Raw genomic sequence first — 25,524 nt, 5'->3', positions numbered from 1 at the left:
TGCGCCGAAATGAGTCAAAGTTTGGCAAACAGCCGGAAAAGTCCTGCTTCATCGGGATGGTCTGCCACAAGGGCATTTGCCCGCCAGATCGGCGGCAGGCAGTCAGCCACACGGGCAGAAATGCACAAAAACCGCGTTTTCTCGTCAAAAGGCGGTGTGATTTCACGCATCGCTTCAACGAAGCTCGTCGCAGCAACGCCGGAATAAAGCATGACCGCGACAAAAGGCGCGCCATGAAGCACGTCCAGAAGTGCAGCGGTCGCATAGGAAACCGTCTCCGTATCGTAGACATCCACCACACGCATATCGAGTTTCGCAGCCCGCATCTCGTCTTCGAACACCGGCTGGCGTACGCGACCAGCGAGATAAAGAACACGAGATTGTTGGGGAAGATCGCACCGCATCGCCGCCGCGAGACGAACCGCATCGCCGCCGCCATCGATCACCTGACCGAACCCGGCCTTCCGCGCCGCCTGCGCTGTTCCCTGCCCCACGGCAAAGAGCGGTAAGCCAAGAAACGGCTTCAACTGTTCCGTGTCGATGTGGTGAAAGGCATGGGCGCTCGTTACCGTCAAAGCCGCAAACGGGCCTTCTGGTACAGCAAAAGAAAGCGCAACAGTCCGGCTGAGCGGAAGCAGAACCGGCTCATAGCCCCTCGACGCCAGTTTTGCGGCGGTCCGCGAGCCAGCCGGTTGCGGTCGCGTCACCAGAACGCGGCCGCGAGATGGGATTTGTGCTGGCTCCGCCAAATCTACTCCCAGCCCTCGAAGAATTGGGGACCGGCCTTCGCGCGCAGATATTCTGCGGCTTCCGTACCGAGTGCGGCAGCGTTCGATACCGGACCTTCCGCTCGTGTCTCGTGCGCCTCGGTCCCATCCGGTTTCAAAATCATGCCGTGGAACGAAACCCTATCGCCGTTCACTGTTGCAAGACCGGCAATCGGCGTGCGGCATGACCCGTCAAGCGCGGCCAGAAATGCCCGCTCGCAGGCAAGCGCAATACCGGTTTCGCGATGCGCAAGGGGTTCCAGCAGCGCATCGATGCGCACGTCACCGATACGTGTCTCAATCCCGATGGCGCCCTGTCCCGGCGCGGGCGGGAAACTTTCCGGATCGACGAGTTCGGTAATGACATCGCCAAGACCCAGACGCCGCAAGCCCGCACAGGCGAGAAACGTCCCGTCGACTTCTCCGGCGTCCAGCTTACGCAACCGCGTCTCGACATTGCCGCGGAAAATCACCACTTGAAGGTCAGGACGAAGGCGGCGGATCAAAGCCTGACGGCGCAATGATGACGAACCGACCGTCGCGCCCTGCGGCAGATCGAGAAGGCGGGAAGCCGTACGACCGATAAAGGCATCACGCGGATCTTCGCGCTCAAGGAAAATGGAAAGATGAAGACCATCAGGCAGAACCGTCGGCATATCCTTGGTCGAATGGACGGCAAGATCGATTCGCCCTTCCGTCAGCGCCAGCTCGATTTCTTCGGTAAAAAGTCCCTTGCCCCCGATCTCGGAAAGCGCGCGATCCTGAATGCGGTCGCCCGCTGTCGACATGGGAATGATTTCGATGGCTTCTTCCGGCAGACCATGTGCCTCCATCAGGCGGCGACGTGTCTCGTAAGCCTGGGCGAGAGCAAGCTTGCTGCCCCGCGTGCCTATCTTCAACGTGCCATTCTTCAAGGATGCTGTTTGCATATTGCGTCGTCCATGGTACCGGATTTTTCAATGAATTATGAGACAGGCAGGGTCTAACCGCAAATGCGCATTCTTGGAATAGAAACAAGTTGCGACGAAACAGCCGCCGCTATCGTCGAACGTGACGGGAAGGGCGAAGGACGGATTCTGTCCAATGTGGTTTTAAGCCAGATCGCAGAACACGAACCCTATGGCGGCGTGGTGCCGGAGATTGCCGCCCGCGCCCATGTCGAAGCGCTGGACCGGCTGGTTGCCCGCGCGCTGGACGATGCCGACATGAAACTTGTCGACGTTGACGCGGTGGCAGCTACAGCGGGACCGGGACTGATCGGCGGGCTGATCGTCGGGCTGATGACCGCCAAGGCGCTGGCCATGGCGGCGCAAAAGCCGTTTTATGCCGTCAATCATCTGGAGGGCCACGCCTTGACGGCGCGGCTAACCGATGGCCTGCCTTTTCCCTATTTGCTGCTGCTCGTTTCCGGCGGTCACACGCAAATGGTGCTCGTGCGCGGCATTGGCGATTATGAACGCCTTGGCACCACGATTGACGATGCACTTGGCGAAGCCTTCGACAAGACGGCAAAGCTTCTGGGCCTCACCTATCCGGGCGGTCCGGCGGTCGAACGCATGGCGCTTCAGGGCGATCCGAAGCGATTCGCCCTGCCGCGGCCATTGAAAGGCGAAGCACGGCTCGACTTTTCCTTTTCCGGTCTTAAGACGGCAGTGCGCCAGGCGGCAACCGAACTCGTTCCCTTGTCGGATCAGGACGTGGCTGATATGTGCGCATCTTTCCAGGCGGCGGTTGCCGACACTCTGTCCGACCGGGTGGGCCGTTCGCTCGAACGTTTCAGAAATGAATTCCACGATTGCGAAACACCGGCGCTTGTCGTGGCCGGCGGGGTCGCAGCCAACAAGACCCTGCGCGCAGCACTCGAAACGCTTTGCGCCCGCCACGGTTTCAGCTTCATCGCGCCGCCGCTTGACCTTTGCACCGACAATGCCGCGATGATCGCCTGGGCCGGGGCTGAACGCGCCGCAACCGAGGCTCCCGACAAGCTTGACCTTGCGCCGCGCTCGCGCTGGCCGCTCGATGAAAAGTCCGCACCGCTGATCGGAACCGGGCGACGGGGAGCCAAGGCATGAGCACGAAAATTGCCATTCTGGGCGGCGGCGCCTGGGGCACCGCCCTTGCGGCCATGGCAAGCACCAGCGGCCACGACACATGGCTTTATGCCCGCGACGACGAGACTGTCGAAGCGATCAACCGGACACACCGCAATCCGCGCTATCTGGGCGAAATCGCGCTTTCCCCCGCAATACATGCAAGCACGGATGCGGCGGCTGTCGTCGAACATGCGAATGCGGTTCTGGCCGTCATCCCGGCGCAGGCCATGCGCGCCGGACTGTCTGAATTGAGTGGCCTCATTCCGCAAGGCGCACCCATGGTGCTTTGCGCCAAGGGGATCGAACGCAGCACCGGACGGCTGATGTCGGAGGTCGTGGCGGAAGTCCTGCCAAACCACCGGATCGCCGCCCTTTCCGGTCCGAGTTTCGCCACCGACGTGGCGCGCGGGCTTCCGACCGCAGTGACAGTTGCCTGCGAGGATGCGGCAACTGCCGACCAGCTCGCAGCACTTTTATCCGGCCCGGCTTTCCGCTGCTATTCGACAACCGATCTCAAGGGCGTCGAAATCGGCGGTGCCCTGAAAAATGTGCTGGCCATTGCCGCCGGTGCTGCCGTCGGGCGCGGCTTTGGCGCCAGCGCGCAGGCTGCACTCGTCACACGCGGATTTGCCGAACTGCGCCGCATCGGTCAGGCCATGGGTGCAAGGCCCGAAACCATCATGGGCCTTTCCGGCCTCGGCGATCTGATGCTGACCTGCTCGTCGTCGCAATCGCGCAATTATTCCTATGGATTGGCACTCGGGCGTGGCGAGGATCTGACCAATCGCCCGCTTGCCGAAGGCGTAGCGACCGCACCGATTGCCGCCGAATTATGCCGCAAGCATGCTATCTCCGCACCCATCATCGATGCAACAGGCGCGCTGCTTGACGGCATCATCACCATTGACGAAGCCGTAACGGCTTTGCTCAACCGACCACTCAAGACCGAAGATTAGAGCGTGATCCCGAAAAGTGGGAACCGGTTTTCGGACAAGATCATGCTCGAACGGAAAGGATAATTGACAATGCTTTTTGCTCTTCTGTGCAACGACAAGCCGGACCATTTGCAAGTGCGCCTCGACACGCGCCCTGCGCATCTCGACTATCTCAAGGGTCTTGGTGACGGGTTGAAATTCGCAGGCCCCTTCCTCGGTGAAGACGGCAAGCCGAACGGCAGCCTTGTGGTCGTCGAAGCCGCCGACAAGGCTGCTGCAGAAAAGATCGCCGCCAATGATCCCTATGCACTGGCAGGCCTGTTTCAGGACGTGACCGTGCGTCCATGGAACTGGGCGATCAACAATCCGGCCAACGCTTGAGGCTCATGACTGATGGCTTATTGGCTATTCAAATCCGAACCGTTCAAATGGTCATGGGAAATGCAGAAAGCCCGTGGCGAAAAAGGCGAGCAGTGGGACGGTGTGCGCAATTATCAGGCGCGCAACAACATGCGCGCCATGAAACTGGGCGACAAGGGCTTCTTCTACCATTCCAATGAAGGGCTGGAAGTGGTCGGCATTGTCGAGGTCTGCGCATTGGCGCATCCCGACAGCACGACGGACGATCCGCGCTGGGAATGCGTGGATATCAAAGCTGTCCGCGACATGCCGAAGCCGGTGACGCTGAAAGATGTGAAGGCCAATCCGAAATTGGAAAAGATGGCGCTCGTCACCTCGATGCGGCTTTCGGTACAGCCCGTAACGGAAGACGAATGGATCGAAGTCTGCCGCATGGGCAGACTAGATGCGAACGACATCTGATGCTCGATCCGGCCCATAAAAGCGCGCGCGATTTCATTCTGGCCAATACCAGTCTGCAAGCGCCGCCACACGTGCCGGAAATTCGTCTGCATCTGGCCGATGAAGCCCACGACCTCTGGCACAAGACGGAGGAAGAGCTCGCCACCATCGGCCTGCCGCCGCCCTTCTGGGCTTTCGCATGGGCGGGTGGTCAAGGTGTCGCCCGCTATATTCTGGATCATCCCGAAACGGTGAAAGACAAGACGGTGCTCGATTTTGCATCGGGTTCCGGCCTTGTCGCCATTGCCGCCATGCAGGCGGGCGCATCAAGCGTGCTGGCGTCGGACATCGACCCCTTCGCGCTTCCGGCCATCGAGATCAATGCATCCGCCAATGGTGTGTCGGTTGTTCCCTCATTGGATGACCTTATCGGGAAGGATGATGGCTGGGACATCGTTCTGGCTGGCGACGTCTTTTATGAAAAGCTGCTCGCCGGGCGGCTCATTCCCTGGTTTGCAAAACTTGCCGAACGTGGCGCAAGCATCATCGTCGGCGATCCGGGACGCGCTTATCTGCCAAAGGAGCGGTTGCAGCAGTTTGCCGTCTATACCGTGCCCGTCACCCGCGCCCTCGAAGACGCGGAAGTGAAGCGCACGACCGTCTGGGCGTTTATTTAAGCGAAGCGCTTGGCCCCGGCCACGCAGACGACAACCACAGCCGCCGTCGCCACCATGCCCATGCTGACGGGTTCTCCTGCGATACCGGCTGCCAGCATAAGGCCAAAGAAGGGCTGGAGAAGCTGCAACTGGCCCACCGTGGCCGCTCCGCCCTGCGCAAGGCCGCGATACCAGAAGAAAAAGCCGATCAACATCGAAAACAGCGAAACATAGCCGAGGCTTATCCAGGCGGGTGTGCCAATGCCTGCCCATGTCTCAGGTCGGGTCATGAAGCTCAGCGGCAGCATGACCGGCAGCGAGAACACCAGCGCCCAGCAGATTACCTGCCAGCCGCCGAGTCTGCGCGAGAGTTGAGCGCCTTCGGCATAGCCCAGCCCGCAGACGACAACTGCAGCGAGCATCAGCACGTCTCCCAGAAGCGTGGACTGGCTTCCCTGTCCATAGGCATAGGAAGCGACGATGAGGCTTCCAACCACTGAAAACAGCCAGAACATCGGGCGCGGATGCTCTCCACCGCGCAAGACGGCGAAGATTGCCGTGGCGAGCGGAAGCAGTCCTATAAAGACAATCGCATGGGCAGATGTCATATGCTGGAGGGCAAGACCCGTCAGAAGCGGGAAACCGACAACCACGCCGAGCGCCACCACGATCAACGAGATCGCATCGTTACGGCGGGGAAAGGGTTCCCGAAACGCCAGCAGAAGCGCCAGTCCCAGCACGCCTGCAATCGATGCGCGCGCCATTGTCAGGAAGGTCGGATCGATATCGATCACCGCCATCCGCGTCGCCGGCAGCGAGCCGGAAAAAATCAATACGCCCAAAAACCCGTTAATCCATCCAGCAGTTTTATTCATTGTGTCTTTTCGGCTTTCTCTAAAATCGTATAAGGATTCATGGGACAATGCCGCGAAACGGCCTGAATAATCAGGGACAGTTTGTAGACAATTTTGACAAACTGTACTGGTACGAAGGATAGTACAGATGATTTCGACGGGCCTCTTGCGCAGCCTCGAAGCCGTAGAAGCCGCCTATGCGGGCGGGGAAATCGAGCGCGGCGATGAAAACGCCGCCGCCGACAGGACTCCGCTCGTCGAAAAGGTGATGGGCATCATTCGCGGACGCATCACCGCGATGAGCCTCGCGCCGGGCGCGCGGTTGCCTTCGATCCGCCGCCTTGCGGAAACGATGAACGTCTCGAAATCCACCGTCGTCGAAGCCTATGACCGGCTGGTGGCTGAAGGCATCATCCAGTCACGGCGCGGCGCGGGTTTCTATGTTTCGGAGCGCGCACGCCAGCCCTTTTCGCTCGCCACCAACACGCCGCACAGGGAACGCCAGATCGATCCGTTCTGGGTCATGCGGCAATCACTTGAAGCAGACGACGCCACGCTGAAGCCCGGATGCGGCTGGCTGCCCGACGCATGGCTTCCGCAGGACGCGATCCGGCGCGCCATGCGCATGGTCGCCCGTGACGAGACGAGCAATCTTGCCACCTATGGCGAACCGCTCGGCTTTCGCCCCCTGCGTCAGCATCTTGCGCACCGGCTTGGCGAACAGGGCATCGACGTGTCGAGCGGCGACATATTGCTGGCCGATTCCGGCACGCAGGCCATCGATCTCATCTGTCGCTACCTGTTGCAGCCGGACGATACGGTTCTGGTCGACGATCCCTGTTACTTCAACTTTCAGGCAATACTCCTGACGCACCGGGTAAAACTCGTCGGCGTGCCCTATACGCATACCGGCCCGGACCTCGAAGCCTTTGCGAGAGCGGCCAGCGAACACGCGCCGAAACTCTATATATCCAATGCCGGGCTGCATAACCCGACCGGCGGCTCGATGACACCGGCCACAGCGCACCGGCTGCTGAAGCTTGCCGAAGCGCATGGCGTCACGCTGGTCGAGGACAATATATTCGGCGACTTCCACCCCTCGCCCGCGCCGCTGCTGGCCGAACTCGACGGTTTCGAGCGCGTGCTGCATATCGGCAGCTTTTCCAAGACACTCTCCGCCGCAGCCCGCGTCGGCTATATCGTCGGCCGCCGCGACTGGATCGACGGGCTGACCGACCTGAAACTCGCCACCAGCTTCGGCGGCAATGCATTGTCGCCGCAGATCGTGCACGCCCTTCTGACCGATGGTACCTATCGCCGCCATGTCGACAGCCTGCGCACCAAGCTGGCCGATGCCATGACGCTGACGGCCAACCGCCTGAAAGCGGAGGGCCTCACCCTTTGGACCGAACCGCAGGGTGGCATGTTTCTTTGGGCAAAATTGCCGGGTGGACTGGACTCCGGCCAGATTGCCCGGCATGCTCTGGAAAAAGGTGTGCTGTTGGCACCCGGCGATGTCTTCAGCCCGTCGCGCACGGCAAGCGGCTTTCTCCGCTTCAACGTAGCGCAATCGCTGGAACCGTACATTTTCGCAGTGCTGCGCGATGCGATGAGAGATGTCCGCACCAAAATCGACGGCTGAAAAAATCCTTCAACATTAGCGTTCCCGCATCGAAAACAATTTCAAGCAAAAGAGACACAGTCATCCGGACGGCTGCGGTTATACTCCTGCGACATGTCTTTGGAGGAGACATCGCGCAACTCATCGTCGGTACCGTGTCGAAAGACATGGCGCCATGACGGTTCTGCGCAGGGAGAACGGAGAGAGCAGGTTGGCGATGCGTTCGCGCCTGCTGGGAGGGAGTATCATTGAATACGCACCAGTCCGGGGCGGATACGCTTTCGCGTCCCGAAGATGAAAAACTGTCTGTCACCGCCAATTTGGCTTATGGCTTCCAGCATGTGCTGACCATGTATGGGGGCATCGTGGCGGTTCCGCTGATTATCGGTCAGGCGGCGGGTCTCAGCCCGACTGAAATCGGCCTGTTGATTACCGCATCCTTGTTTGCGGGAGGTGTTGCAACCGTCCTGCAGACCATCGGCATCCCCTTCTTCGGCTGCCAGCTGCCTCTGGTTCAGGGCGTCTCGTTTTCGGGCGTCGCCACCATGGTGGCCATTGTCACATCCAGCCAGACCGGTGAAGCAGGCTTGCAGGTTGTGCTGGGCGCCGTCATCGCAGCAGCCGTCATCGGCCTTATCATCACGCCGATATTCTCGCGCATCACGCGCTTCTTTCCGCCGCTCGTCACCGGCATCGTCATCACCACCATCGGCCTGACGTTGATGCCTGTTGCGGCGCGCTGGGCGATGGGCGGAGACAGCAACAGCCCGGAATTCGGCAGCATGGCCAATATCGGTCTTGCAGGCCTCACGCTGGTTATCGTTCTCATTCTCAGCAAGATGGGCAATGCCACAATTTCCCGGCTTTCGATCCTGCTTGCCATGGTCATCGGAACATTCATCGCCTGGGCGCTCGGCATGACCGATTTTTCGCGGGTCGGCGAAGGTTCGATGGTGGCCCTGCCGGAAGTTTTCCACTTCGGCATGCCGGTGTTCAGCCTTGCGGCAACGCTGTCGATGTTCATCGTCATCATGGTCACGCTCGTCGAGACGTCCGCCGATATACTGGCTGTCGGTGAAATCATCGGTACGAAAGTGGATTCGCGACGTCTCGCCAATGGTTTGCGTGCAGATATGCTTTCAAGCATCCTGTCGCCAATCGTCGGCTCCTTCACGCAAAGCGCTTTCGCGCAGAATGTCGGCCTTGTCGCGGTAACGGGCGTGAAAAGCCGTTATGTGGTTGCAACCGGCGGACTGATCCTCATCACGCTCGGCCTCCTGCCGGTGATGGGCCGGGTGATTGCCTGCGTTCCTCCCGCGGTTCTGGGCGGAGCGGGCATTGTCCTGTTCGGCACAGTGGCTGCAAGCGGCATCCGCACCCTCGCGAAAGTCGACTACGAGAACAATATCAATCTCATCATCGTGGCAACTTCGATCGGCTTCGGCATGATCCCGATCGCCGCACCCCAGTTCTATCACCACTTCCCGACCTGGTTCGAAACCATCTTCCATTCCGGCATCAGCTCGGCAGCGTTGATGGCCATTGCGCTCAACCTGATGTTCAATGAAATCAAGCTTGGTAACAGCAACCAGATGTCGGTCTTTGCGGAAGGAACCGAACGCATCATCCGCCATCACAACATCGCGGAACTGCACGACGGAGATTATTTCCTGAACGGCAAGCTCTACGATGCCAAAGGTAATGAAGTCAGGGTCGTCGCTGCCGCCGCACACTGACACAATTATCTCAGGACGCGGATCACGGTCCGGTCCGTCAAATGAGGCAAAAGGCGCGCCATGTCGGCGCGCCTCAATGCTATGCAGCCTTCAGTCGGGATGTAGCCAGGGCGCGCCAGATGAAAGAAGATCGCACTGCCGCATCCACGACGGCGCGGCGCGATATTCCAGTCCATAACTATGCAGACGTCATAAATATCGTCTCGCCGCCACATATCCTCGTGGCTTGCCGCATAAGGCAACCTTACCGGACGGTTGTAATTGGCGTCAGACGGTGCATCGCACCAGCCATCCAGACGGCGAACACGGCCCAACAGTAGCCGCGATGACGGCAGCAAACCCTTGTCGCCGCGCCGGTATCCGTAGAGCAGCCGCATGGTCGCCAGAGGCGTCGCTCCGTCACCTTCGCGCTTGAAAGCGCTGATTCCCCCCTTGCCAAGAGCGCATTCCAGCACCAGATTGCCCGCAACAAGCAAGCCGCGCGTTTTGTGGCCCGGCTTGGCTCGGACATCGATGATGCCGATTCCCCGGCTGTTTTCGCATCTGGTCAAGCCCCCGCCTCCGTGACATGCATGTTTCGAACCGTTGTCGGCGAGAGCAAAAACCTGTTTCGCGTTTCGCCGCTTCAACTTGTCTTCATTAAATGTCATAAAACACCAAGAGCCATTTAAATCAAAGAGTAACGAGGACAGGCATGACAGGCCGTACGATACTGATTGTGGACGATGACGAAGATCTCCGTTCCATTCTCGTCGAACAGCTGGAGCTGTGCGAAGAATTCCAGATTCTGCAGGAAGACAATGCCACAAAGGGCATACAGACTGCACGAAACGGCATTGTAGACCTCCTGATCATGGATGTCGGCCTGCCGGATATGGATGGACGTGAAGCCGTAAAACTGCTGCGTAAGGGCGGGTTCAAGGCGCCAATTATCATGCTCACCGGTCACGATACGGAATCGGATACGATTCTCGGTCTCGAATCAGGCGCCAATGATTACGTCACCAAGCCGTTCAAATTCGCAGTGCTTCTGGCACGCGTGCGCGCGCAGCTACGCCAGCACGAGCAGAGTGAAGACGCGACTTTTATCGTCGGGCCCTATACGTTCAAGCCGGGCCAGAAGCTGCTTCTCGATGAGAAGGGCAGCAAAATCCGTCTTACCGAGAAAGAAGCGGCAATCATCAAGTATCTCTATCGTGCCGGCGACAAGGTTATCGGCCGCGATGTGCTCCTTGAGGAAGTGTGGGGTTATAATTCGGGTGTGACCACGCATACGCTGGAAACCCACGTCTATCGTCTGCGCCAGAAAATAGAAAAAGATCCGTCGAATGCGGCGCTTCTGGTCACAGAAAGCGGGGGATACAAGCTTGTCCCATGATGGACAGCGCCCGATGCAGGTGTATTGACGATCCATGGCGCTTGATGACGATATTCGCATTCTCGGTACGGTAGGCCTGTTCGAGTCTTTCACGCCCGAACAGTTGCGGTTGCTTGCCTTCGGTGCGGAACGTCTCGTTCTCAGAGCCGGGCGCGAGCTTTTCCGTGAAGGGCAAAGCGCCGATTGTGCCTATATCGTCGTATCGGGCAACATCACTCTGTTTCACGAACAAGACGAAGGGCGGATTGCGATCCGCCCCGTCGGCCCCGGCGCCATGATCGGCGAAATGGCCCTGATCGCACAGACCTCGCGTCTCACCGGTGCGGTCGCTGAAGCGGAAACCGAGGTTATCCGCATAAGCCGCGCAATCTTCCGGCGCATTCTGGAGGAATATCCGGAAGTGGCGGCAGCGCTTCATGCCCATATCAGCCGCAATCTCGTAGAACTGATCGGCGAAATCGAAAAAGTCGCACCGCGCCTTAATGGCGATTAAAGCGCGAACACCCTTTCCATTCCGATAGCATCGAGAAATGTCTGATCGTGGCTCACGACGATCAATGCTCCTTCATAGGCATTGAGAGCGGTTTCCAGTGCCTCAATGGAATCAATATCCAAATGATTTGTCGGTTCATCGAGGATCAAAAGTTCGGGAAGCCTCGTTCCACCGAGAACGCAGGCAAGCGCTGCCCGCAACAATTCGCCCCCGCTGAGACTATCGGCAAGCCGTGAAGCTCCCTCGCCGCGAAACGAAAAACGTGCCAGCGCCGCATGCGCATCATTGTCGTTCGATCCCGGATTGAGACGCCGATAATTTTCATAAAGGGTTTGGCCGCGATCCATCAGGCTCATCTGCTGATCGAACATCGCCACGCGCGCCGGGCGCATAACGGTTCCGGCTACGGGCTGAAGCTCCCCCGTCATCAGCCGCAACAGGCTGGTCTTACCTGCCCCATTCGCCCCCGTGACAACCACCCGCTCGGCTCCGACAATCTTCAGCGACAGGTCGCGAATCACCGGGCAGTCGGCTTGAGGCCCGCCCGAGACATTCTGCATATCCAGCATGACGCGACCGGAAGGCGGAACCGCGCCAGCCACATCGAAATGCATCGGCTTTACCCGTTCGACTTTTGCCTCAGCCTCCCGCAACTGCTCGCTGGCCCGGCTGGATTGGCGCTCCGCCAGTGCATCGCCTCGACCTTTCGACTGCTGGGCGCGGTCTTCCCGGGCATCGAGCAGCATCTTGCTCATCCCCGCATCAGCCCGCGACGCGCGGCCACGCGCATCGCTGCGCGCCTGTCTTTCGGCTGCAGCCTGTGCCTTGCGTTCGACCTGCTTGACCTCGCGTTTCGCCATTGCGAGATCGCGCGCTGCCGTCTCCCGCTCTTCAGTCTTTTTCCCGTGGTAAAAATCCCAGTTGCCGCCATAGAGCCGCAGGCCATCTGGGGATAATTCAGCTATCGCGTCCATAGACTGCAGCAACTCGCGGTCATGGCTGACCACCACGGCTGCACCGCGCCAGGCAGCCAGCAAATCGACCACTGCCAAACGACCGGCGCGATCGAGATTATTGGTCGGTTCATCCAATAGAATCAGGTCAGGCTTCCGGAAAATAAGGGCTGCAAGCGCCGCGCGCGTTTGCTGACCTCCACTCAAGGCGGAAAGGAGAGTATCAGGAGCCATCTCGGGCAAACCCAGTTGCTGTAGCGCGTCGACAAAGCGCTGCGGCAAAAGCCAGTCGGCCTCATTCAGATCGCTGTCACTGGCCAATCCCTCTTCGACACGCGCCAGAATATCGAAATCTGCCCGCGCATCGAAAAGGTCTGCGAGCGTCTCGGGATCATCGCCGCCGGCATTCTGCCGCAGCACACCGATAGTCCCGTTTACGGTCACACTTCCGCTTGCTGGAAGCAGCGCACCACTCATCACGCGCAACAGCGTTGATTTACCCACGCCATTGCGCCCGACCAGACCGATGCGGCCTGCGGCTATGCTGAAATTGATGGATTCGAAGAGAGTACGGCCATCAGCCGTAACGCAGGAAATATCCTGAAGAGTTAGAAGAGCAGACATCGCGAACCATGGAAACGTTGAAAACACTGGTCATTTGAAACAGTGCGCTCCGATCCATCGTTCTTCTCTCCTTCAGAGCGCATCCCGAAAAGTGTAAAACGGTTTTCGGAAAAGATGCGCGGTTCAAAACAAATATTTAAAGCGCCGATCTGATTCAATCAGATCGAAATGCGCTTTGGACTGCTCTCTATATAAGCCTTACGACGCGATCAATCCAGATCGAATGTCGCGATGACCGGCACGTGGTCGGACGGGCGATCCCAGCCGCGCGCATCGCGAAGAATTTGCAGACCCTGCATATGCCCTTCAAGATCGGCAGAACCCCAGACGTGATCCAGCCTGCGGCCGCGATCCGATTCGGCCCAATCCTTGGCGCGATAGCTCCACCAAGTATAGATTTTCTGGTCCGCCGGAATAAGCTGCCGCATCAGGTCGCTCCAGCCGCCCTTCACACGCAGGTCTTCCAGCGTTTCGGTCTCGATCGGCGTATGGCTGACAATCTTCAAAAGCTGCTTGTGCGACCAGACGTCGTTTTCGAGCGGCGCGATATTGAGATCGCCAACGAGAACGGAGGAATGTCCGTCCTGCCGGTCGGCCACGATAGCGCGCATTTCTTCCAGAAAGGCCAGCTTATGCGCGAATTTCGGATTGATCTCCGGGTCCGGCTCGTCACCGCCAGCAGGCACGTAAAAGTTATGAATGCGAAGCTTCTTACCGCCCGCGTCGACCACCGCGCTCAAATGGCGACAATCGCCCATGTCGCAGAAACCGATCTTTTCCACGCCCGTCAGCGGGCGCCGCGATATGGTTGCGACGCCGTGATAGCCTTTCTGACCACTGATGGCGATATGTTCATAGCCGAGAGCTCGGAAACCCTTCGACGGAAACAGATTGTCAGGGCATTTCGTTTCCTGAAGACACAGAACATCCGGCTGATAATCACGCAGAAACTGTTCGACCAGCGGCATACGCAAACGAACGGAATTGATGTTCCAGGTAGCAACGGAAAAAGCCATGGAGATAAGTCTCGCAGCAACGAAAAAGATGCCGCGAACCTAATCATTTATCCGGCAAATGCAAACAGCTTGGCTATCACAAACTGACGATTACCGACCTTTGCGCTTCATGGCGATGCGCTGATAATCGATCTTGAACATATCGTTGGTAAACCGCACACCTGTACGCACATTGAAGATCATCACGGTCGTATCGAGCTTCTGTGCGTCGGTGATGGTCCACTGCTTCAACTCGTAGGATTTGGGGTCGAACATCATGGTGATTTTCGAATCGCCGAAGATCGACTTGTCGCCAAGCACCAGCGTGGTCATGTCCGGTTCCTGCTTCACATTCTGAAGACGACCGCCGCCCAGATCGATCCGGTCGGCCAGAAGCAGCTTCAAGGGCGTCTTCGACAGCGGATAGAGGTCCCAGGTGTCAAGCTTGCGATTGTTGATGACGACCGATTCGCCATCAGAAATCACCCGGATCGGGGAATTGTTGTAGTTGAAGCGAATCTTGCCCGGACGCTCGATATAGAAGGTGCCGCCCGTCTGCTCGCCCTTGGGGCCAAACTGCACGAACTCGCCGGTCATGGTGCGCACCGAGGAGAAATGATCGGCAATCTGTTGCGCCGCCGCACCGGCGCCCGCACCCTGCGCCATCGCGGCAACGGGAGCGAGAACCAGCGACGTCATGCCAAGCCCAAGCGTTCCCATTCCCAGCACGGCTGCAAGGCGACCAGCTTTCGCGAAGGCGGAGAAACGGGAGAACATCATCGGCAAACTTTCTCTTTTCATCATTCTGTTTCACTACGCCGCCAGTTGGGCGCGAGTATGGCGTCCCGCCATCATAGGGGCGATGAGATTTTGGCTATGGCAGCCTGCAAATGGTGGGGTTCGAGAACCGGAGCGGAGTGTACTTGAGGTACATGAGCACCGGAAGCGCAGATCCACGCCATTTGCAGGCTGCCAGAGCCGAAATATCCCGCCCCTAGAAGTCGTCGTCACCGGTCGGCACCAGAATTTCACGCTTGCCCGCATGGTTGGCGGGACCGACAATGCCCTCCTCTTCCATGCGTTCGATGATCGAGGCAGCGCGGTTATAACCGATACCGAGACGGCGCTGGATGTAGGAAGTCGAAGCCTTCTTGTCACGCAGAACCACAGCCACGGCCTGATCGTACGGATCGTCGGAATCCTCCAGATTGCCGGTTCCAGCCGGGCCGCTGCCGCCGCCTTCGTCCTCGTCTTCATCCTCGGTGATCGCATCGAGATATTCCGGCACGCCCTGAAGCTTCAGATGCTGCACGATGCGTTCCACCTCGTCGTCGCCAACGAATGGACCGTGCACGCGCTGAATGCGACCGCCGCCAGCCATGAAGAGCATATCGCCCTGACCGAGCAGCTGCTCGGCACCCTGCTCGCCCAAAATGGTGCGGCTGTCGATTTTCGACGTCACCTGGAACGAAATACGGGTCGGGAAATTGGCCTTGATCGTGCCGGTGATGACATCGACTGAAGGACGCTGCGTCGCCATGATGACGTGGATACCAGCGGCACGTGCCATCTGCGCCAGACGCTGCACCGCGCCTTCAATATCCTTGCCAGCGACCATCATCAGATCGGCCATTTCGTCGATGATCACGACGATGTAGGGCATTGGCTCCAGATCGAGCTCTTCCGTCTCGTAAATCGCCTCACCGGTATTACGGTCAAAACCGGTCTGCACAGTGCGGGCAATTGGCTCGCCCTTCTTCTGCGCCAGACCGACACGCTGGTTGAAACCGTCAATATTGCGTACGCCGACTTTCGACATCTTGCGATAGCGGTCTTCCATTTCGCGCACGGTCCATTTGAGCGCGACGACCGCCTTCTTCGGATCGGTCACAACCGGTGTCAGCAGATGCGGAATGCCGTCATAGACGGAGAGTTCCAGCATCTTGGGGTCGATCATGATGAGGCGACATTCCTGCGGCGTCATGCGATAGAGCAGCGACAGGATCATGGTGTTGATAGCCACCGACTTGCCCGAACCGGTTGTACCGGCCACGAGCACATGCGGCATCTTGGCAATATCGGCGATGACCGGCTCGCCATTGATGGTCTTGCCAAGCGCCAGCGCCAGTTTCGCCTTCGATTGCTCGAAGTCGCGGCTTGCCAGCATCTCGCGCAGATAAACCATTTCGCGCTTCGGGTTCGGCAGTTCGATACCGATGGCATTACGCCCCGGAATGACCGCAACGCGCGCGGCAATCGCGCTCATCGAGCGGGCAATGTCGTCGGCAAGGCCGATGACGCGCGAGGACTTGATGCCGGGGGCCGGTTCAAGCTCATAAAGCGTAACCACCGGGCCGGGTTTCACATTGATGATTTCTCCGCGCACGCCGAAATCTTCCAGCACGCCCTCAAGCAGACGCGCATTCTGTTCCAGTGCATCCTTGGAAAGCGACGGATCGCGCTGCACGAGCTTCGGCTCGGCAAGGAAATGCAGCGACGGCATTTCAAAAACGCCATTGTCCTTGAGGAAGGATGGTTGCGCCTCGCGCTGAGCGCGCGGGCCGGGCTTCGGCGATGGTGCGGCCTGTTCCACACGCGCCTTGCGGCTGCGGGACGGCGGCGCATCATGCCATTCCTGACCGGCGAGCGGCGTGCCGTTATCCATTTCATCCATATCGAAAGGCGGCTCGTCATCGACGGCGGCAGGCGCCCCGAACCCCGGTTCCCGGCGCGGCGCATTGCGCGTTTCGGCGTTGCGGCGCACAACACGCATATCGTCGAAATCTTCCTCGCGTGGGCGGCGACGGCCAAGCCCTGTCAAGCGCTTGAAATTCGCGGTCGTGGTCAAAGCCAGATGGGTGAGCGCACCGACGAGCTGGAAACCACCACCGGCAGATGCTTCATCGTCTTCCTCATCTCCGATAAAATCACCTTGCTCTGCACCACGACGAGCTGAGGGCTGCGCAGGATTGATGATCCCCGCACCGCGCCCGATGATGCCGCTGGCGAAAAGGCAGAGCCAGACAGCCGGCACGGCAAGGATGAGCGCAATACCCGATGCAATGGCACCTTGTGGAAAACTGCCGAGGAAAAGGCCCGGAAACTTCAGGATCATGTCACCGAAGACACCCCCGAGACCGATCGGCATCGGCCAGCTTTCCGGCACGGCAAAGCAGCTGGCGATTGCTGCAAACAGGAGTGCGGCGCCAAGCCACGCGAAACTGCGTTTAGCTATGCGCCCGATACCGCCACGCGTCATCAACAGCAGCGACCAGACGGCAAGCGGAAGCAAGGCGGGAACGCTGGCCAAACCGAAAAACTGCATGGCAATGTCGGAGAACACTGCGCCGGGATAACCAAGCGCATTCGTTACCGGATTGTCGGTCGCATGACTGAAGCTCGGATCGGCAACATTCCACGTCGCAAGCGCGCCGACAGCCATGCCGGTGAGCGCGAGAAGGCCCAACCCGAACAGGATATAGAATTGCCTGCGGAAGAGATTGGCCAGTTTCAGCCTGTCTTCCGTAATCCGCTCGTCACGCAGCGGGTATGAGGGCGAATATCCTTGCCGCATATAGCCTGTCCCGAACCGAAAATATTTGCTGGCCCTGAGCAGAAATGCTCCGGGCACATTGAATCGGTCCGATCCTAATTGCCGGATGGTTAATTCCTCATTAACCATGCACAAGGCCCGGCAAATAAAGAAAAGGCGCGGGGAATCGCCCGCGCCTTTTCAAAAGCCCGACAAGCAGGGAAACACCTTCCTACTCCCCTACTCCCGTTCTCACTGCACCGACTCCCCATGCAGCGCGATATCCAGCCCCTCGATCTCGGCCTGCTTGCTGGGGCGCAGGCCCATGAGGACCTTGACCACGTAAAGAATGATCGCGGTGGCAATTGCCGTATAGACGATCGTTATGGCGGCACCGAAGAACTGCTTGCCGATGGTCGCCCCTTCGCTGGCCGGATTGATTGCCGCATCGGCGAAGAGCCCTGTCAGCACCGCACCGACAAAGCCGCCGACGCCATGGACGCCGAAAGCATCGAGCGAATCGTCATAACCGAGTACATGCTTGATCTTTACCGCCGCCACATAACAGACCGCACCGGCAACAATGCCGATGATGAGCGCGCCCATAGGGTTGACGAAACCGGCGGCAGGCGTGATGGCAACCAGACCTGCAACAGCGCCTGAAATGATGCCGAGCACACTCGGCTTATCAGCTATTGCCCATTCTACGAACATCCAGGCGAGAGCCGCACCGGCGGTCGCAACCTGCGTGTTGAGCATGGCGACGCCAGCGAGCGCATTGGCACCGGCAGCGGAACCGGCGTTGAAGCCGAACCAGCCAACCCACAGAAGGGCAGCGCCAATGACCGACAGGACGAGATTATGCGGAGCCATATTCGTGTGGCCGTAACCATCGCGCTTGCCGATGATGAGCGCAGCAACCAGACCGGCAACACCGGCATTAATATGAACGACCGTACCGCCTGCAAAATCAAGCACCCCATCCGACGCCATGAAGCCGCCGCCCCAGACCCAATGCGCGACCGGGATATATACGATGAACAGCCACAACGTCAGGAAGACCAGCATGGAGGAAAACTTCATGCGCTCGGCAAACGAACCGGCGATGAGTGCGGGCGTGATAATGGCAAACGTCATCTGGAAGGTGATGAACACATATTCGGGGATGGTTCCGGTCAGCGATTCCATCGTGACGCCGGAAAAGAAAGCCTTGGAAAGGCCTCCTATGTAGGAATTGAGCGATCCGCCATCCGTAAAGGCGAGCGAATAGCCTGCAACCATCCACAGAATGGACATGAGACAGGTAATCGCAAAGCTCTGCATCACCGTGGACAGCACGTTCTTCTTGCGCACCATGCCGCCATAGAACAGTGCGAGACCCGGTATGGTCATCATCAACACAAGCGCGGTTGAAGTCAGCATCCATGCCGTATCGCCCGTATCGAGGGTTGGTGTCGGCGCGGCGTCCTGTGCCATTGCTGCTCCGGCCATGGCAACGAGGGCAGGCAGGGTAACCAGAAGGGCCGTTTGCTTGTTTCTTCCTGTTATGAGCATCGAATATCTCCGTCGAAGGGCGGCTTCAAACGCGGCTGCGCTGAAGGGCCGGTTCAAACAGAGAAACAAAATTCATGCCAGTTGCGCGAAACTGCGCCAATAGGCACGATTTTTCGCGTTTCGCACCCCAAAAGAATTGCACGGAAAGTGCGAAGCCTTTCACGCAAATCCCAAATTGATTACAATTTAATCGTCGTAAAAGTTGATGATTAAATAATCATCATTTCTCTTTCTCATGGACACGGATCAGCCCCTCCTGCGCGACCGACGCGATCAGCACGCCGTCCCGCGTATAAAGCGCGCCACGATTGAAGCCCCGCGCGCCGGAAGCGCTCGGCGTATCCTGCGTGTAGAGAAGCCAATCGTCGAGCCTGCAGGGGCGATGGAACCACATGGCATGATCGAGGCTGGCCACCTGCATATCGCGGTCGAAGATGAAACGGCCATGCGGGTGAAGCGAGGTATCGAGCAGCGTCATATCGGAGAGATAGGCGAGAATGGCGGCCTGCAAGGCGCGGTCATCGGGAACGAGCCCCCTTGCGCGCACCCAGACATGCTGCACCGGCTCCAGCTTCTCGCGCGAGAAATAATGCGTGAGCGAGACCGGCTTGATCTCGATCGGACGCTCCCGTTCCCAATATTTGCGGACGCTGGGCGGCGCCATATCGAGATATTTTTCCTTGATGTCATGATCGCCGACTAACTGCTCCGGTTGCGGCAGCCCTTCGGGCATCGGCATCTGATGATCGAGCCCGCCTTCATCGATCTGGAAGGAAGCGGAAAGCGAAAAGATCGCCTTGCCATGCTGTTTGGCCAGCACGCGGCGCGTGCTGAAGCTGGAGCCGTCGCGGATACGATCCACCTCATAGATGATGGGAATGGCAGGATCGCCCGGACGCACGAAATAGGCGTGCAGCGAATGCACATGCCGCTCGGGATCGACGGTACGCTGTGCTGCAATCAGCCCCTGGCCGATGACCTGCCCGCCAAAAACGCGCTGCCAGCCAACCTGCGGGCTGTTGCCGCGAAAAAGATCCATTTCAAGCGTTTCGAGATCAAGGATCGACAGCAGTTCGCGCATTGCCGCTGTCTGCTCGATCCCGGACTTTTCTTCATCAGACATGGACAGCCTGTCTCCTGGAACCATATATATGCTTTGGTTCTTGTTTGAGCCGGAGCATTGGAACCTGTCAAGAACCGCGCAGGAAAACTGTATCGGCGGAGGCTCGGATGCTCCGTTTCGGCAGTTCGCGTTACGATATGCGCCGCGGCAAAATATCGGGTTTCTTGAACAACGATATATGCCAAACAGCGCGAGAGCGGTTCCAGTTAAACCAGAATCGTGGAACCGCTCTACCTCTTTGTTTCTAAGCATTTGCCTCACGCAAAACCGCTTCGCACTTTTGCTGGAAATGCTATCGTGAGATGGAATCTCGAAAGGAAATGACAATGGCCGCCCGGAAGAAGCAGGAAGCAGCGCACAATAACGATGTGGTGATTGCAGGCGGCGGCTATGTCGGGCTCGTCACGGCAGTTGCGATCAAATCAGCGGCACCGCATCTTTCCGTCACTGTGATCGATGGCGCACCGGCTGGCGCCTGGAAGAACGACCCGCGTGCTTCCTCCATTGCCGCTGCTGCATCACGTATGCTTGACCAGCTCGGCTGCTGGCAGGAAATCCTTCCCGAAGCCCAGCCCATCACGGAAATGGTCATCACCGATTCGCGCACTTCCGATCCGGTGCGCCCGGTTTTTCTCACCTTCGAAGGTGAAGTCGAACCCGGTGAACCTTTTGCCCATATGGTGGAAAACCGCGTCCTCAACACCGCCCTCCACAACAAGGCTGACGCGCTTGGAATCGTCTTCCTTGAAGCCACCAGCGTAGAGAATTTCAACACGCTCCCTGAAGGTGTGACCGTTACTCTCTCCAAGGGCGATACGCTTGAAACGCGCCTGCTGATCGCTGCCGATGGTGCGCGCTCCCGCCTGCGTGACCTGGCAGGCATCAAGACCGTGAACTGGGACTATGGCCAATCCGGCATCGTCTGCAATGTGACCCATGAGCGTCCGCATGGAGGCCGCGCCGATGAGCATTTTCTGCCCGCCGGTCCATTTGCGATCCTTCCGCTCAGGGGCAATCGCAGCTCGCTGGTCTGGACTGAACGCACATCGGATGCGGAACGTCTTATCCGCGAAGACGACTTCGTGTTCGAGGCTGAACTGGAACAGCGCTTCGGTCATCGTCTGGGTGTCCTTCATGTCGAAGGTCCTCGCCGCGCCTTTCCGCTCGGCCTGACGCTGGCACGGGAATTTGTGAAGCCGCGCTTCGTGCTGGTGGGCGATGCGGCACACCGTATCCATCCTATCGCCGGTCAGGGTCTCAATCTCGGCTTCCGGGATGCCGCCGCAATCGCCGAGGTGGTGGTCGAAACAGACCGCCTGGGGCTCGACATCGGTTCGTTTGCTGCTTTGGAGCGTTACCAGTCCTGGCGTCGCTTCGATACCGTTCAAATGGGTGTGACGACGGACATCCTGACCAAGCTTTTCTCCAACGACAATCCGGCTATCCGCTCTATCCGCGATATCGGCCTGGGGCTCGTCGACCGGGTGCCGGCATTGAAATCCTTCTTCATCAAGCAGGCAGCCGGACTTTCAAGCGATACCCCACGTCTGTTGAAAGGACAGGCTATCTGAATTCTGGCCCAGTTCCGGCTGATTGCTGGAAGCTGTGGTCAAGCGCCCTATATCGGTAGCGGAATTCCCAACCGAGAGGAGAGCTTCCCATGGACAGAAAAGCAACCGCCGTCTGGCAAGGTACGTTGAAGGAAGGCAAAGGCACACTCAACACGCAAAGCGGCGCGCTGAAAGACCTTCCCTATGATTTCAAAGCCCGTTTTGAGGACGAAAGCGGGCGCGCAGGCACCAATCCGGAAGAACTTTTGGGTGCTGCCCACGCGGGCTGTTTCGCCATGCAGCTCTCCGCCTTTTTAACGGAACACGGGACGCCACCGGAGAAACTGGAAGCGACCGCAGCAGTCACCGTCGGTCCCGCAGCCGGCGGCGGCTTTGAGATCAGCCGCAGCGCACTCACGCTTAACGCCACGATCCCCGGAATCTCGGTCGAGGATTTCGAGGCGCTCGCCAACAAGGCCAAGCAATCCTGTCCCCTGTCGAAAGCATTGGGCGCTATTGAAGTGACGCTCGACGCAAAACTGCTCTGAACAGTTTCAAGACACGGAAACGATAAGCGGGCTTACGCCCGCTTATCTATTCAGGCAGGTGGCAAACCGCCTCGATATTATGGCCATCCGGATCGATCACGAAAGCTGCATAATAATCGGGATGGTAATCGGCACGCAAACCGGGCTTGCCATTATCGGTCCCCCCGGCAGCAATGGCCGCTTGATAGAAGCGATCAACCTCAGAGCGGGTTCCAGCCGAAAAAGCGACGTGAAGCACGCCCTCCAGCTTCGCTCCCTTCTGCTTGCCGATCCAGAATTCCGGCTTGCCGTTGCGACCATAGCCAACCCAGTCGCCAAACTCCATTGCGCGGCTTATGCCAAGGGGGGCGAGTGCCGCATCATAGAAAGCTCGCGACTTGGGCATGCTGGAAATGTTGAAACCGATATGATCGAGCATGATTGCCCTGTCTCCGATGGACCTATTCTCCAATGAAATATCGGCGCGGCTACAAAGATCAAGCCTTCTGCGACGGCAACCAGAGCTCAGATCAAGAAAAAGGGGAAGGTTTGCACCTTCCCCCTTCTCAAATTCCAGATCAGTCACGCTACTAGACGCGGCGTTCGACCATCATCTTCTTGATTTCGGCACAAGAGGCGTGGAGGCCGCAGGCCGACAGGGATCGTAGATAAAAAGCGATTGCCGCGATTACACGCGGCGCTCGACCATCATCTTTTTGATTTCGGCAATCGCCTTGGCCGGATTCAATCCCTTCGGGCAGGTCTGCGCGCAGTTCATGATCGTGTGGCAGCGATAGAGCCGGAACGGATCTTCGAGATTGTCGAGGCGTTCGCCCTTGGCTTCATCTCTGGAGTCAATCAGCCAGCGATAGGCCTGGAGCAGCACGGCGGGGCCGAGATAACGGTCGCCGTTCCACCAGTAGCTCGGGCACGAGGTCGAGCAGCAGGCGCACAGAATGCATTCATAGAGGCCGTCGAGCTTCTGGCGATCCTCATGACTCTGCAGCCATTCCTTCTGCGGCTCCGGCGAAACCGTCTTGAGCCAAGGCTCGATGGACCGGTGCTGGGCGTAGAAATTGTTGAGGTCCGGCACAAGATCCTTCACCACCGGCATATGCGGCAGCGGATAGACCTTGATGGCGCCCTTGATATCATCCATGCCCTTGGTGCAGGCTAGCGTATTTGCGCCATCGATATTCATGGCGCAGGAACCGCAAATGCCTTCACGGCACGAACGGCGCAGCGTCAGCGTCGGGTCGATCTTGTTCTTGATATAAAGCAGACCGTCCAGAACCATCGGGCCGCAATCGTCGCGATCGACATAATAGGTGTCGATGCTCGGATTGGCGTCGTCATCCGGCGACCAGCGATAGATCCGGAATTCGGTAACCCGCTTCGCACCGTCGGGGCGCGGCCAGGTCTTGCCCTCTTGCGGGCGCGAATTCTTGGGAAGTGCGAGTTCAACCATTGCTCTTTCCCTTAATCAATAAACGCGCTTCTTCGGCGCAATCTTGGCGAGGCTGATGCCGCCTTCCTCTTCCGTCGTTAACGGATCAAGGTGAACAGGACGGTAGTCAAGCTTGACCTTGCCGTCTGTCGACAGCCAGGACAGCGTATGCTTGCGCCACTCGGCATCGTTACGATCCGGGAAATCCTCACGCGCATGGGCGCCGCGGCTTTCATGACGCGCTTCGGCGGAAACAACCGTCGTCAGCGCATTAGCCATCAGGTTTTCCAGCTCCAGCGTTTCCACCAGATCGGAGTTCCAGATCATCGAACGGTCGGTGACCTTGATATCCGGCAGTTCATGCCAGAGCTTTTCCATGCGCTCAACGCCCTGCTTGAGCGATTCCGACGTACGGAACACCGCGGCATCTTCCTGCATGGTGCGCTGCATCTTCTCGCGCAGTTCTGCGGTCGGCTGGGAGCCGTTGGCAAAACGCAGACGATCAAAGCGTTCCATGATCTTGTCGCAGGCAGCGATGTCGAGGTCCGGAATCTTCGACTTGCGATCGATGACCTGCCCGGCGCGGATTGCAGCCGCGCGGCCAAACACGACCAGATCGATCAGCGAGTTGGAACCGAGACGGTTCGCACCGTGCACCGAAGCGCAGCCCGCTTCGCCCACCGCCATCAGGCCCGGCTGTACACGGTCCGGATCGGCTTCGGTCGGGTTTAGCACTTCGCCCCAGTAATTGGTCGGAATGCCGCCCATATTGTAGTGAACGGTTGGCAAAACCGGGATCGGTTCCTTCGTCACATCGACGCCTGCGAAAATCTTGGCCGATTCCGAAATACCCGGCAGGCGTTCATGCAGAACGGCCGGATCGAGATGATCGAGATGCAGGAAGATATGATCCTTGGCCTTGCCGACGCCACGACCGGCACGGATTTCCATGGTCATGCAGCGCGAGACAACGTCACGCGAGGCAAGGTCCTTGGCCGAGGGGGCATAACGCTCCATGAAGCGTTCGCCTTCGGAGTTGACCAGATAGCCGCCTTCGCCGCGCGCGCCTTCGGTGATGAGGCAGCCCGCGCCATAGATGCCGGTCGGATGGAACTGCACGAATTCCATGTCCTGCAGCGGCAGGCCCGCACGTGCAACCATGCCGCCGCCGTCGCCGGTGCAGGTATGGGCGGACGTTGCCGAGAAATAGGCGCGGCCATAACCGCCCGTCGCCAGAACCACCATCTTGGCAGAGAAGCGATGGATGGTGCCGTCATCGAGGTTCCACGCCACGACGCCGGTGCAGACACCGTCGGTCATGATGAGGTCGAGCGCAAAATATTCGATGAAGAACTGCGCATTGTTCTTGAGCGACTGGCCGTAGAGCGTGTGCAGGATCGCATGGCCGGTACGGTCGGCAGCAGCACAGGTGCGCTGCACCGGGGGACCGTCGCCAAAATTCTGCATGTGGCCGCCGAACGGGCGCTGATAGATCTTGCCTTCTTCCGTACGCGAGAACGGCACACCGTAGTGCTCCAGTTCGTAGACGGCGGCAGGCGCTTCACGCGCCAGATATTCCATCGCATCGGTATCGCCAAGCCAGTCCGATCCCTTGACGGTATCGTACATGTGCCATTGCCAGCTGTCCGGACCCATATTCTTGAGCGAGGCGGCAATACCGCCCTGTGCGGCAACCGTGTGCGAGCGCGTCGGGAAAACCTTGGTGATGCAAGCCGTCTTCAGGCCCTGTTCGGCCATGCCGAGCGTTGCGCGCAGACCTGCACCGCCGGCTCCGACCACCACCACGTCGAACTTGTGATCGACATAGGTGTACTTGCTTGCCACAGCGGCATCAGCCGCGTTGTTTACTGCACTAGCCATCGGG

Annotated in this window: 24 protein-coding genes; 11 read left to right on the top strand and 13 right to left on the bottom strand. The window is 58.7% G+C overall.

Annotated features, from left to right (window positions below; genetic code table 11):
* Nucleotides 1-14: 14 nt before the first annotated feature.
* A complete protein-coding gene (locus JNC70_RS05965; RefSeq protein WP_104755012.1) occupies nucleotides 15-749 on the bottom strand; it encodes a uroporphyrinogen-III synthase in 735 nt (244 codons plus the stop codon).
* 2 nt (nucleotides 750-751) lie between these two features.
* On the bottom strand, nucleotides 752-1,696 hold the full coding sequence (gene hemC / locus JNC70_RS05960) for a hydroxymethylbilane synthase (RefSeq protein WP_104755013.1): 945 nt from the start codon (nucleotides 1,694-1,696) through the stop codon (nucleotides 752-754).
* A 63-nt stretch (nucleotides 1,697-1,759) separates the two neighbouring features.
* On the opposite strand from hemC, the gene tsaD reads away from it, so the two are divergent.
* From tsaD to JNC70_RS05935, 5 genes are all read left to right on the top strand, one after another.
* Complete coding sequence (gene tsaD, locus JNC70_RS05955; protein WP_104755014.1) at nucleotides 1,760-2,839, top strand: tRNA (adenosine(37)-N6)-threonylcarbamoyltransferase complex transferase subunit TsaD; 1,080 nt, start codon at nucleotides 1,760-1,762, stop codon at nucleotides 2,837-2,839.
* Entirely contained in the window at nucleotides 2,836-3,816 is a 981-nt protein-coding gene (locus tag JNC70_RS05950) for an NAD(P)H-dependent glycerol-3-phosphate dehydrogenase (protein ID WP_104755015.1), read from the top strand. Before tsaD ends, JNC70_RS05950 begins: the two co-directional genes overlap by 4 nt.
* Nucleotides 3,817-3,885: 69 nt before the next feature.
* Nucleotides 3,886-4,176 carry a YciI-like protein gene (locus JNC70_RS05945; protein WP_104755016.1) on the top strand — a complete coding sequence of 97 codons (291 nt, stop codon included), beginning with the start codon at nucleotides 3,886-3,888 and terminating at the stop codon, nucleotides 4,174-4,176.
* Nucleotides 4,177-4,188: 12 nt separating this feature from the next.
* On the top strand, nucleotides 4,189-4,617 hold the full coding sequence (locus JNC70_RS05940) for an EVE domain-containing protein (protein WP_104755017.1): 429 nt from the start codon (nucleotides 4,189-4,191) through the stop codon (nucleotides 4,615-4,617).
* Nucleotides 4,617-5,273 carry a class I SAM-dependent methyltransferase gene (locus tag JNC70_RS05935; protein ID WP_104755018.1) on the top strand — a complete coding sequence of 219 codons (657 nt, stop codon included), beginning with the start codon at nucleotides 4,617-4,619 and terminating at the stop codon, nucleotides 5,271-5,273. Before JNC70_RS05940 ends, JNC70_RS05935 begins: the two co-directional genes overlap by 1 nt.
* Here the strand turns inward: JNC70_RS05935 and JNC70_RS05930 are convergent.
* Nucleotides 5,270-6,127 (bottom strand): DMT family transporter, encoded by an 858-nt coding sequence (locus JNC70_RS05930; RefSeq protein ID WP_104755019.1) that lies wholly within the window; start codon nucleotides 6,125-6,127, stop codon nucleotides 5,270-5,272. The two genes, JNC70_RS05935 and JNC70_RS05930, sit on opposite strands and share 4 nt — an antisense overlap.
* 127 nt (nucleotides 6,128-6,254) lie before the next feature.
* Here JNC70_RS05930 and JNC70_RS05925 point away from each other — a divergent pair, with 127 nt between their 5' ends.
* On the top strand, nucleotides 6,255-7,748 hold the full coding sequence (locus JNC70_RS05925; protein WP_104755020.1) for an aminotransferase-like domain-containing protein: 1,494 nt from the start codon (nucleotides 6,255-6,257) through the stop codon (nucleotides 7,746-7,748).
* Nucleotides 7,749-7,975: 227 nt separating this feature from the next.
* Nucleotides 7,976-9,463, top strand: a complete 1,488-nt coding sequence (locus JNC70_RS05920) for a nucleobase:cation symporter-2 family protein (RefSeq protein ID WP_104755021.1) — start codon at nucleotides 7,976-7,978, stop codon at nucleotides 9,461-9,463.
* 5 nt (nucleotides 9,464-9,468) lie between these two features.
* Here JNC70_RS05920 and JNC70_RS05915 read toward each other — a convergent pair whose 3' ends face one another.
* On the bottom strand, nucleotides 9,469-10,014 hold the full coding sequence (locus JNC70_RS05915; RefSeq protein WP_104755213.1) for a L,D-transpeptidase family protein: 546 nt from the start codon (nucleotides 10,012-10,014) through the stop codon (nucleotides 9,469-9,471).
* A 143-nt stretch (nucleotides 10,015-10,157) separates the two neighbouring features.
* Between JNC70_RS05915 and optR the strand changes: the two genes are divergently transcribed.
* Together optR and JNC70_RS05905 are read left to right on the top strand one after the other, a co-directional pair.
* Nucleotides 10,158-10,841, top strand: coding sequence for a response regulator OptR (gene optR / locus JNC70_RS05910; RefSeq protein WP_104755022.1), 684 nt, complete (start codon nucleotides 10,158-10,160; stop codon nucleotides 10,839-10,841).
* 34 nt (nucleotides 10,842-10,875) lie between these two features.
* Nucleotides 10,876-11,334: a cyclic nucleotide-binding domain-containing protein gene (locus JNC70_RS05905; protein WP_104755023.1), complete on the top strand. Its 459-nt coding sequence runs from the start codon at nucleotides 10,876-10,878 to the stop codon at nucleotides 11,332-11,334.
* Here JNC70_RS05905 and JNC70_RS05900 read toward each other — a convergent pair.
* The 6 genes from JNC70_RS05900 to tesB all read right to left on the bottom strand — a co-directional run bounded on the left by JNC70_RS05900 (nucleotide 11,331) and on the right by tesB (nucleotide 20,115).
* Nucleotides 11,331-12,911 (bottom strand): ABC-F family ATP-binding cassette domain-containing protein, encoded by a 1,581-nt coding sequence (locus tag JNC70_RS05900; protein WP_104755024.1) that lies wholly within the window; start codon nucleotides 12,909-12,911, stop codon nucleotides 11,331-11,333. The two genes, JNC70_RS05905 and JNC70_RS05900, sit on opposite strands and share 4 nt — an antisense overlap.
* 209 nt (nucleotides 12,912-13,120) lie before the next feature.
* The gene (locus JNC70_RS05895; RefSeq protein WP_104755025.1) at nucleotides 13,121-13,927 is read right to left on the bottom strand and encodes an exodeoxyribonuclease III; all 807 of its coding nucleotides are present in this window, start codon (nucleotides 13,925-13,927) and stop codon (nucleotides 13,121-13,123) included.
* A gap of 90 nt (nucleotides 13,928-14,017) precedes the next feature.
* Nucleotides 14,018-14,686, bottom strand: coding sequence for an outer membrane lipoprotein carrier protein LolA (locus JNC70_RS05890; RefSeq protein ID WP_208623440.1), 669 nt, complete (start codon nucleotides 14,684-14,686; stop codon nucleotides 14,018-14,020).
* A 214-nt stretch (nucleotides 14,687-14,900) separates the two neighbouring features.
* On the bottom strand, nucleotides 14,901-17,480 hold the full coding sequence (locus JNC70_RS05885) for a DNA translocase FtsK (protein WP_104755027.1): 2,580 nt from the start codon (nucleotides 17,478-17,480) through the stop codon (nucleotides 14,901-14,903).
* 210 nt (nucleotides 17,481-17,690) lie between these two features.
* Nucleotides 17,691-18,992 (bottom strand): ammonium transporter, encoded by a 1,302-nt coding sequence (locus JNC70_RS05880; RefSeq protein WP_104755028.1) that lies wholly within the window; start codon nucleotides 18,990-18,992, stop codon nucleotides 17,691-17,693.
* A 220-nt stretch (nucleotides 18,993-19,212) separates the two neighbouring features.
* On the bottom strand, nucleotides 19,213-20,115 hold the full coding sequence (gene tesB, locus JNC70_RS05875) for an acyl-CoA thioesterase II (protein ID WP_104755030.1): 903 nt from the start codon (nucleotides 20,113-20,115) through the stop codon (nucleotides 19,213-19,215).
* Between the two features lie 326 nt (nucleotides 20,116-20,441).
* On the opposite strand from tesB, the gene JNC70_RS05870 reads away from it, so the two are divergent.
* Together JNC70_RS05870 and JNC70_RS05865 are read left to right on the top strand one after the other, a co-directional pair.
* Nucleotides 20,442-21,686 carry a ubiquinone biosynthesis hydroxylase gene (locus JNC70_RS05870; RefSeq protein WP_104755214.1) on the top strand — a complete coding sequence of 415 codons (1,245 nt, stop codon included), beginning with the start codon at nucleotides 20,442-20,444 and terminating at the stop codon, nucleotides 21,684-21,686.
* Between the two features lie 89 nt (nucleotides 21,687-21,775).
* Nucleotides 21,776-22,213, top strand: a complete 438-nt coding sequence (locus JNC70_RS05865; protein WP_104755032.1) for an OsmC family protein — start codon at nucleotides 21,776-21,778, stop codon at nucleotides 22,211-22,213.
* A gap of 46 nt (nucleotides 22,214-22,259) precedes the next feature.
* Here the strand turns inward: JNC70_RS05865 and JNC70_RS05860 are convergent, their stop codons facing one another.
* The 3 genes from JNC70_RS05860 to sdhA all read right to left on the bottom strand — a co-directional run bounded on the left by JNC70_RS05860 (nucleotide 22,260) and on the right by sdhA (nucleotide 25,520).
* The gene (locus JNC70_RS05860) at nucleotides 22,260-22,631 is read right to left on the bottom strand and encodes a VOC family protein (protein WP_104755033.1); all 372 of its coding nucleotides are present in this window, start codon (nucleotides 22,629-22,631) and stop codon (nucleotides 22,260-22,262) included.
* 249 nt (nucleotides 22,632-22,880) lie between these two features.
* Nucleotides 22,881-23,660, bottom strand: coding sequence for a succinate dehydrogenase iron-sulfur subunit (locus JNC70_RS05855; protein ID WP_104755034.1), 780 nt, complete (start codon nucleotides 23,658-23,660; stop codon nucleotides 22,881-22,883).
* 15 nt (nucleotides 23,661-23,675) lie between these two features.
* Nucleotides 23,676-25,520, bottom strand: coding sequence for a succinate dehydrogenase flavoprotein subunit (sdhA, locus tag JNC70_RS05850; RefSeq protein WP_104755035.1), 1,845 nt, complete (start codon nucleotides 25,518-25,520; stop codon nucleotides 23,676-23,678).
* Nucleotides 25,521-25,524: the final 4 nt, after the last annotated feature.

The sequence above is a fragment of the Brucella oryzae genome, assembly GCF_041929965.1.
Taxonomy (GTDB): Bacteria; Pseudomonadota; Alphaproteobacteria; order Rhizobiales; family Rhizobiaceae; genus Brucella; species Brucella oryzae.
Note: the sequence above shows the minus strand (reverse complement) of the source record. Positions and strands in the feature narration are given on the sequence as shown.

What these genes read in the sequence shown, in the direction of transcription:
- hemC (WP_104755013.1), bottom strand. Translation starts at nt 1,696, where the DNA reads ATGCAAACAGCATCCTTGAAGAATGGCACGTTGAAGATAGGCACGCGG.
- tsaD (WP_104755014.1), top strand. Translation starts at nt 1,760, where the DNA reads ATGCGCATTCTTGGAATAGAAACAAGTTGCGACGAAACAGCCGCCGCT.
- JNC70_RS05950 (WP_104755015.1), top strand. Translation starts at nt 2,836, where the DNA reads ATGAGCACGAAAATTGCCATTCTGGGCGGCGGCGCCTGGGGCACCGCC.
- JNC70_RS05945 (WP_104755016.1), top strand. Translation starts at nt 3,886, where the DNA reads ATGCTTTTTGCTCTTCTGTGCAACGACAAGCCGGACCATTTGCAAGTG.
- JNC70_RS05940 (WP_104755017.1), top strand. Translation starts at nt 4,189, where the DNA reads ATGGCTTATTGGCTATTCAAATCCGAACCGTTCAAATGGTCATGGGAA.
- JNC70_RS05935 (WP_104755018.1), top strand. Translation starts at nt 4,617, where the DNA reads ATGCTCGATCCGGCCCATAAAAGCGCGCGCGATTTCATTCTGGCCAAT.
- JNC70_RS05930 (WP_104755019.1), bottom strand. Translation starts at nt 6,127, where the DNA reads ATGAATAAAACTGCTGGATGGATTAACGGGTTTTTGGGCGTATTGATT.
- JNC70_RS05925 (WP_104755020.1), top strand. Translation starts at nt 6,255, where the DNA reads ATGATTTCGACGGGCCTCTTGCGCAGCCTCGAAGCCGTAGAAGCCGCC.
- optR (WP_104755022.1), top strand. Translation starts at nt 10,158, where the DNA reads ATGACAGGCCGTACGATACTGATTGTGGACGATGACGAAGATCTCCGT.
- JNC70_RS05905 (WP_104755023.1), top strand. Translation starts at nt 10,876, where the DNA reads ATGGCGCTTGATGACGATATTCGCATTCTCGGTACGGTAGGCCTGTTC.
- JNC70_RS05900 (WP_104755024.1), bottom strand. Translation starts at nt 12,911, where the DNA reads ATGTCTGCTCTTCTAACTCTTCAGGATATTTCCTGCGTTACGGCTGAT.
- JNC70_RS05895 (WP_104755025.1), bottom strand. Translation starts at nt 13,927, where the DNA reads ATGGCTTTTTCCGTTGCTACCTGGAACATCAATTCCGTTCGTTTGCGT.
- JNC70_RS05890 (WP_208623440.1), bottom strand. Translation starts at nt 14,686, where the DNA reads ATGATGTTCTCCCGTTTCTCCGCCTTCGCGAAAGCTGGTCGCCTTGCA.
- JNC70_RS05885 (WP_104755027.1), bottom strand. Translation starts at nt 17,480, where the DNA reads ATGCGGCAAGGATATTCGCCCTCATACCCGCTGCGTGACGAGCGGATT.
- JNC70_RS05880 (WP_104755028.1), bottom strand. Translation starts at nt 18,992, where the DNA reads ATGCTCATAACAGGAAGAAACAAGCAAACGGCCCTTCTGGTTACCCTG.
- tesB (WP_104755030.1), bottom strand. Translation starts at nt 20,115, where the DNA reads ATGTCTGATGAAGAAAAGTCCGGGATCGAGCAGACAGCGGCAATGCGC.
- JNC70_RS05870 (WP_104755214.1), top strand. Translation starts at nt 20,442, where the DNA reads ATGGCCGCCCGGAAGAAGCAGGAAGCAGCGCACAATAACGATGTGGTG.
- JNC70_RS05865 (WP_104755032.1), top strand. Translation starts at nt 21,776, where the DNA reads ATGGACAGAAAAGCAACCGCCGTCTGGCAAGGTACGTTGAAGGAAGGC.
- JNC70_RS05860 (WP_104755033.1), bottom strand. Translation starts at nt 22,631, where the DNA reads ATGCTCGATCATATCGGTTTCAACATTTCCAGCATGCCCAAGTCGCGA.
- JNC70_RS05855 (WP_104755034.1), bottom strand. Translation starts at nt 23,660, where the DNA reads ATGGTTGAACTCGCACTTCCCAAGAATTCGCGCCCGCAAGAGGGCAAG.
- sdhA (WP_104755035.1), bottom strand. Translation starts at nt 25,520, where the DNA reads ATGGCTAGTGCAGTAAACAACGCGGCTGATGCCGCTGTGGCAAGCAAG.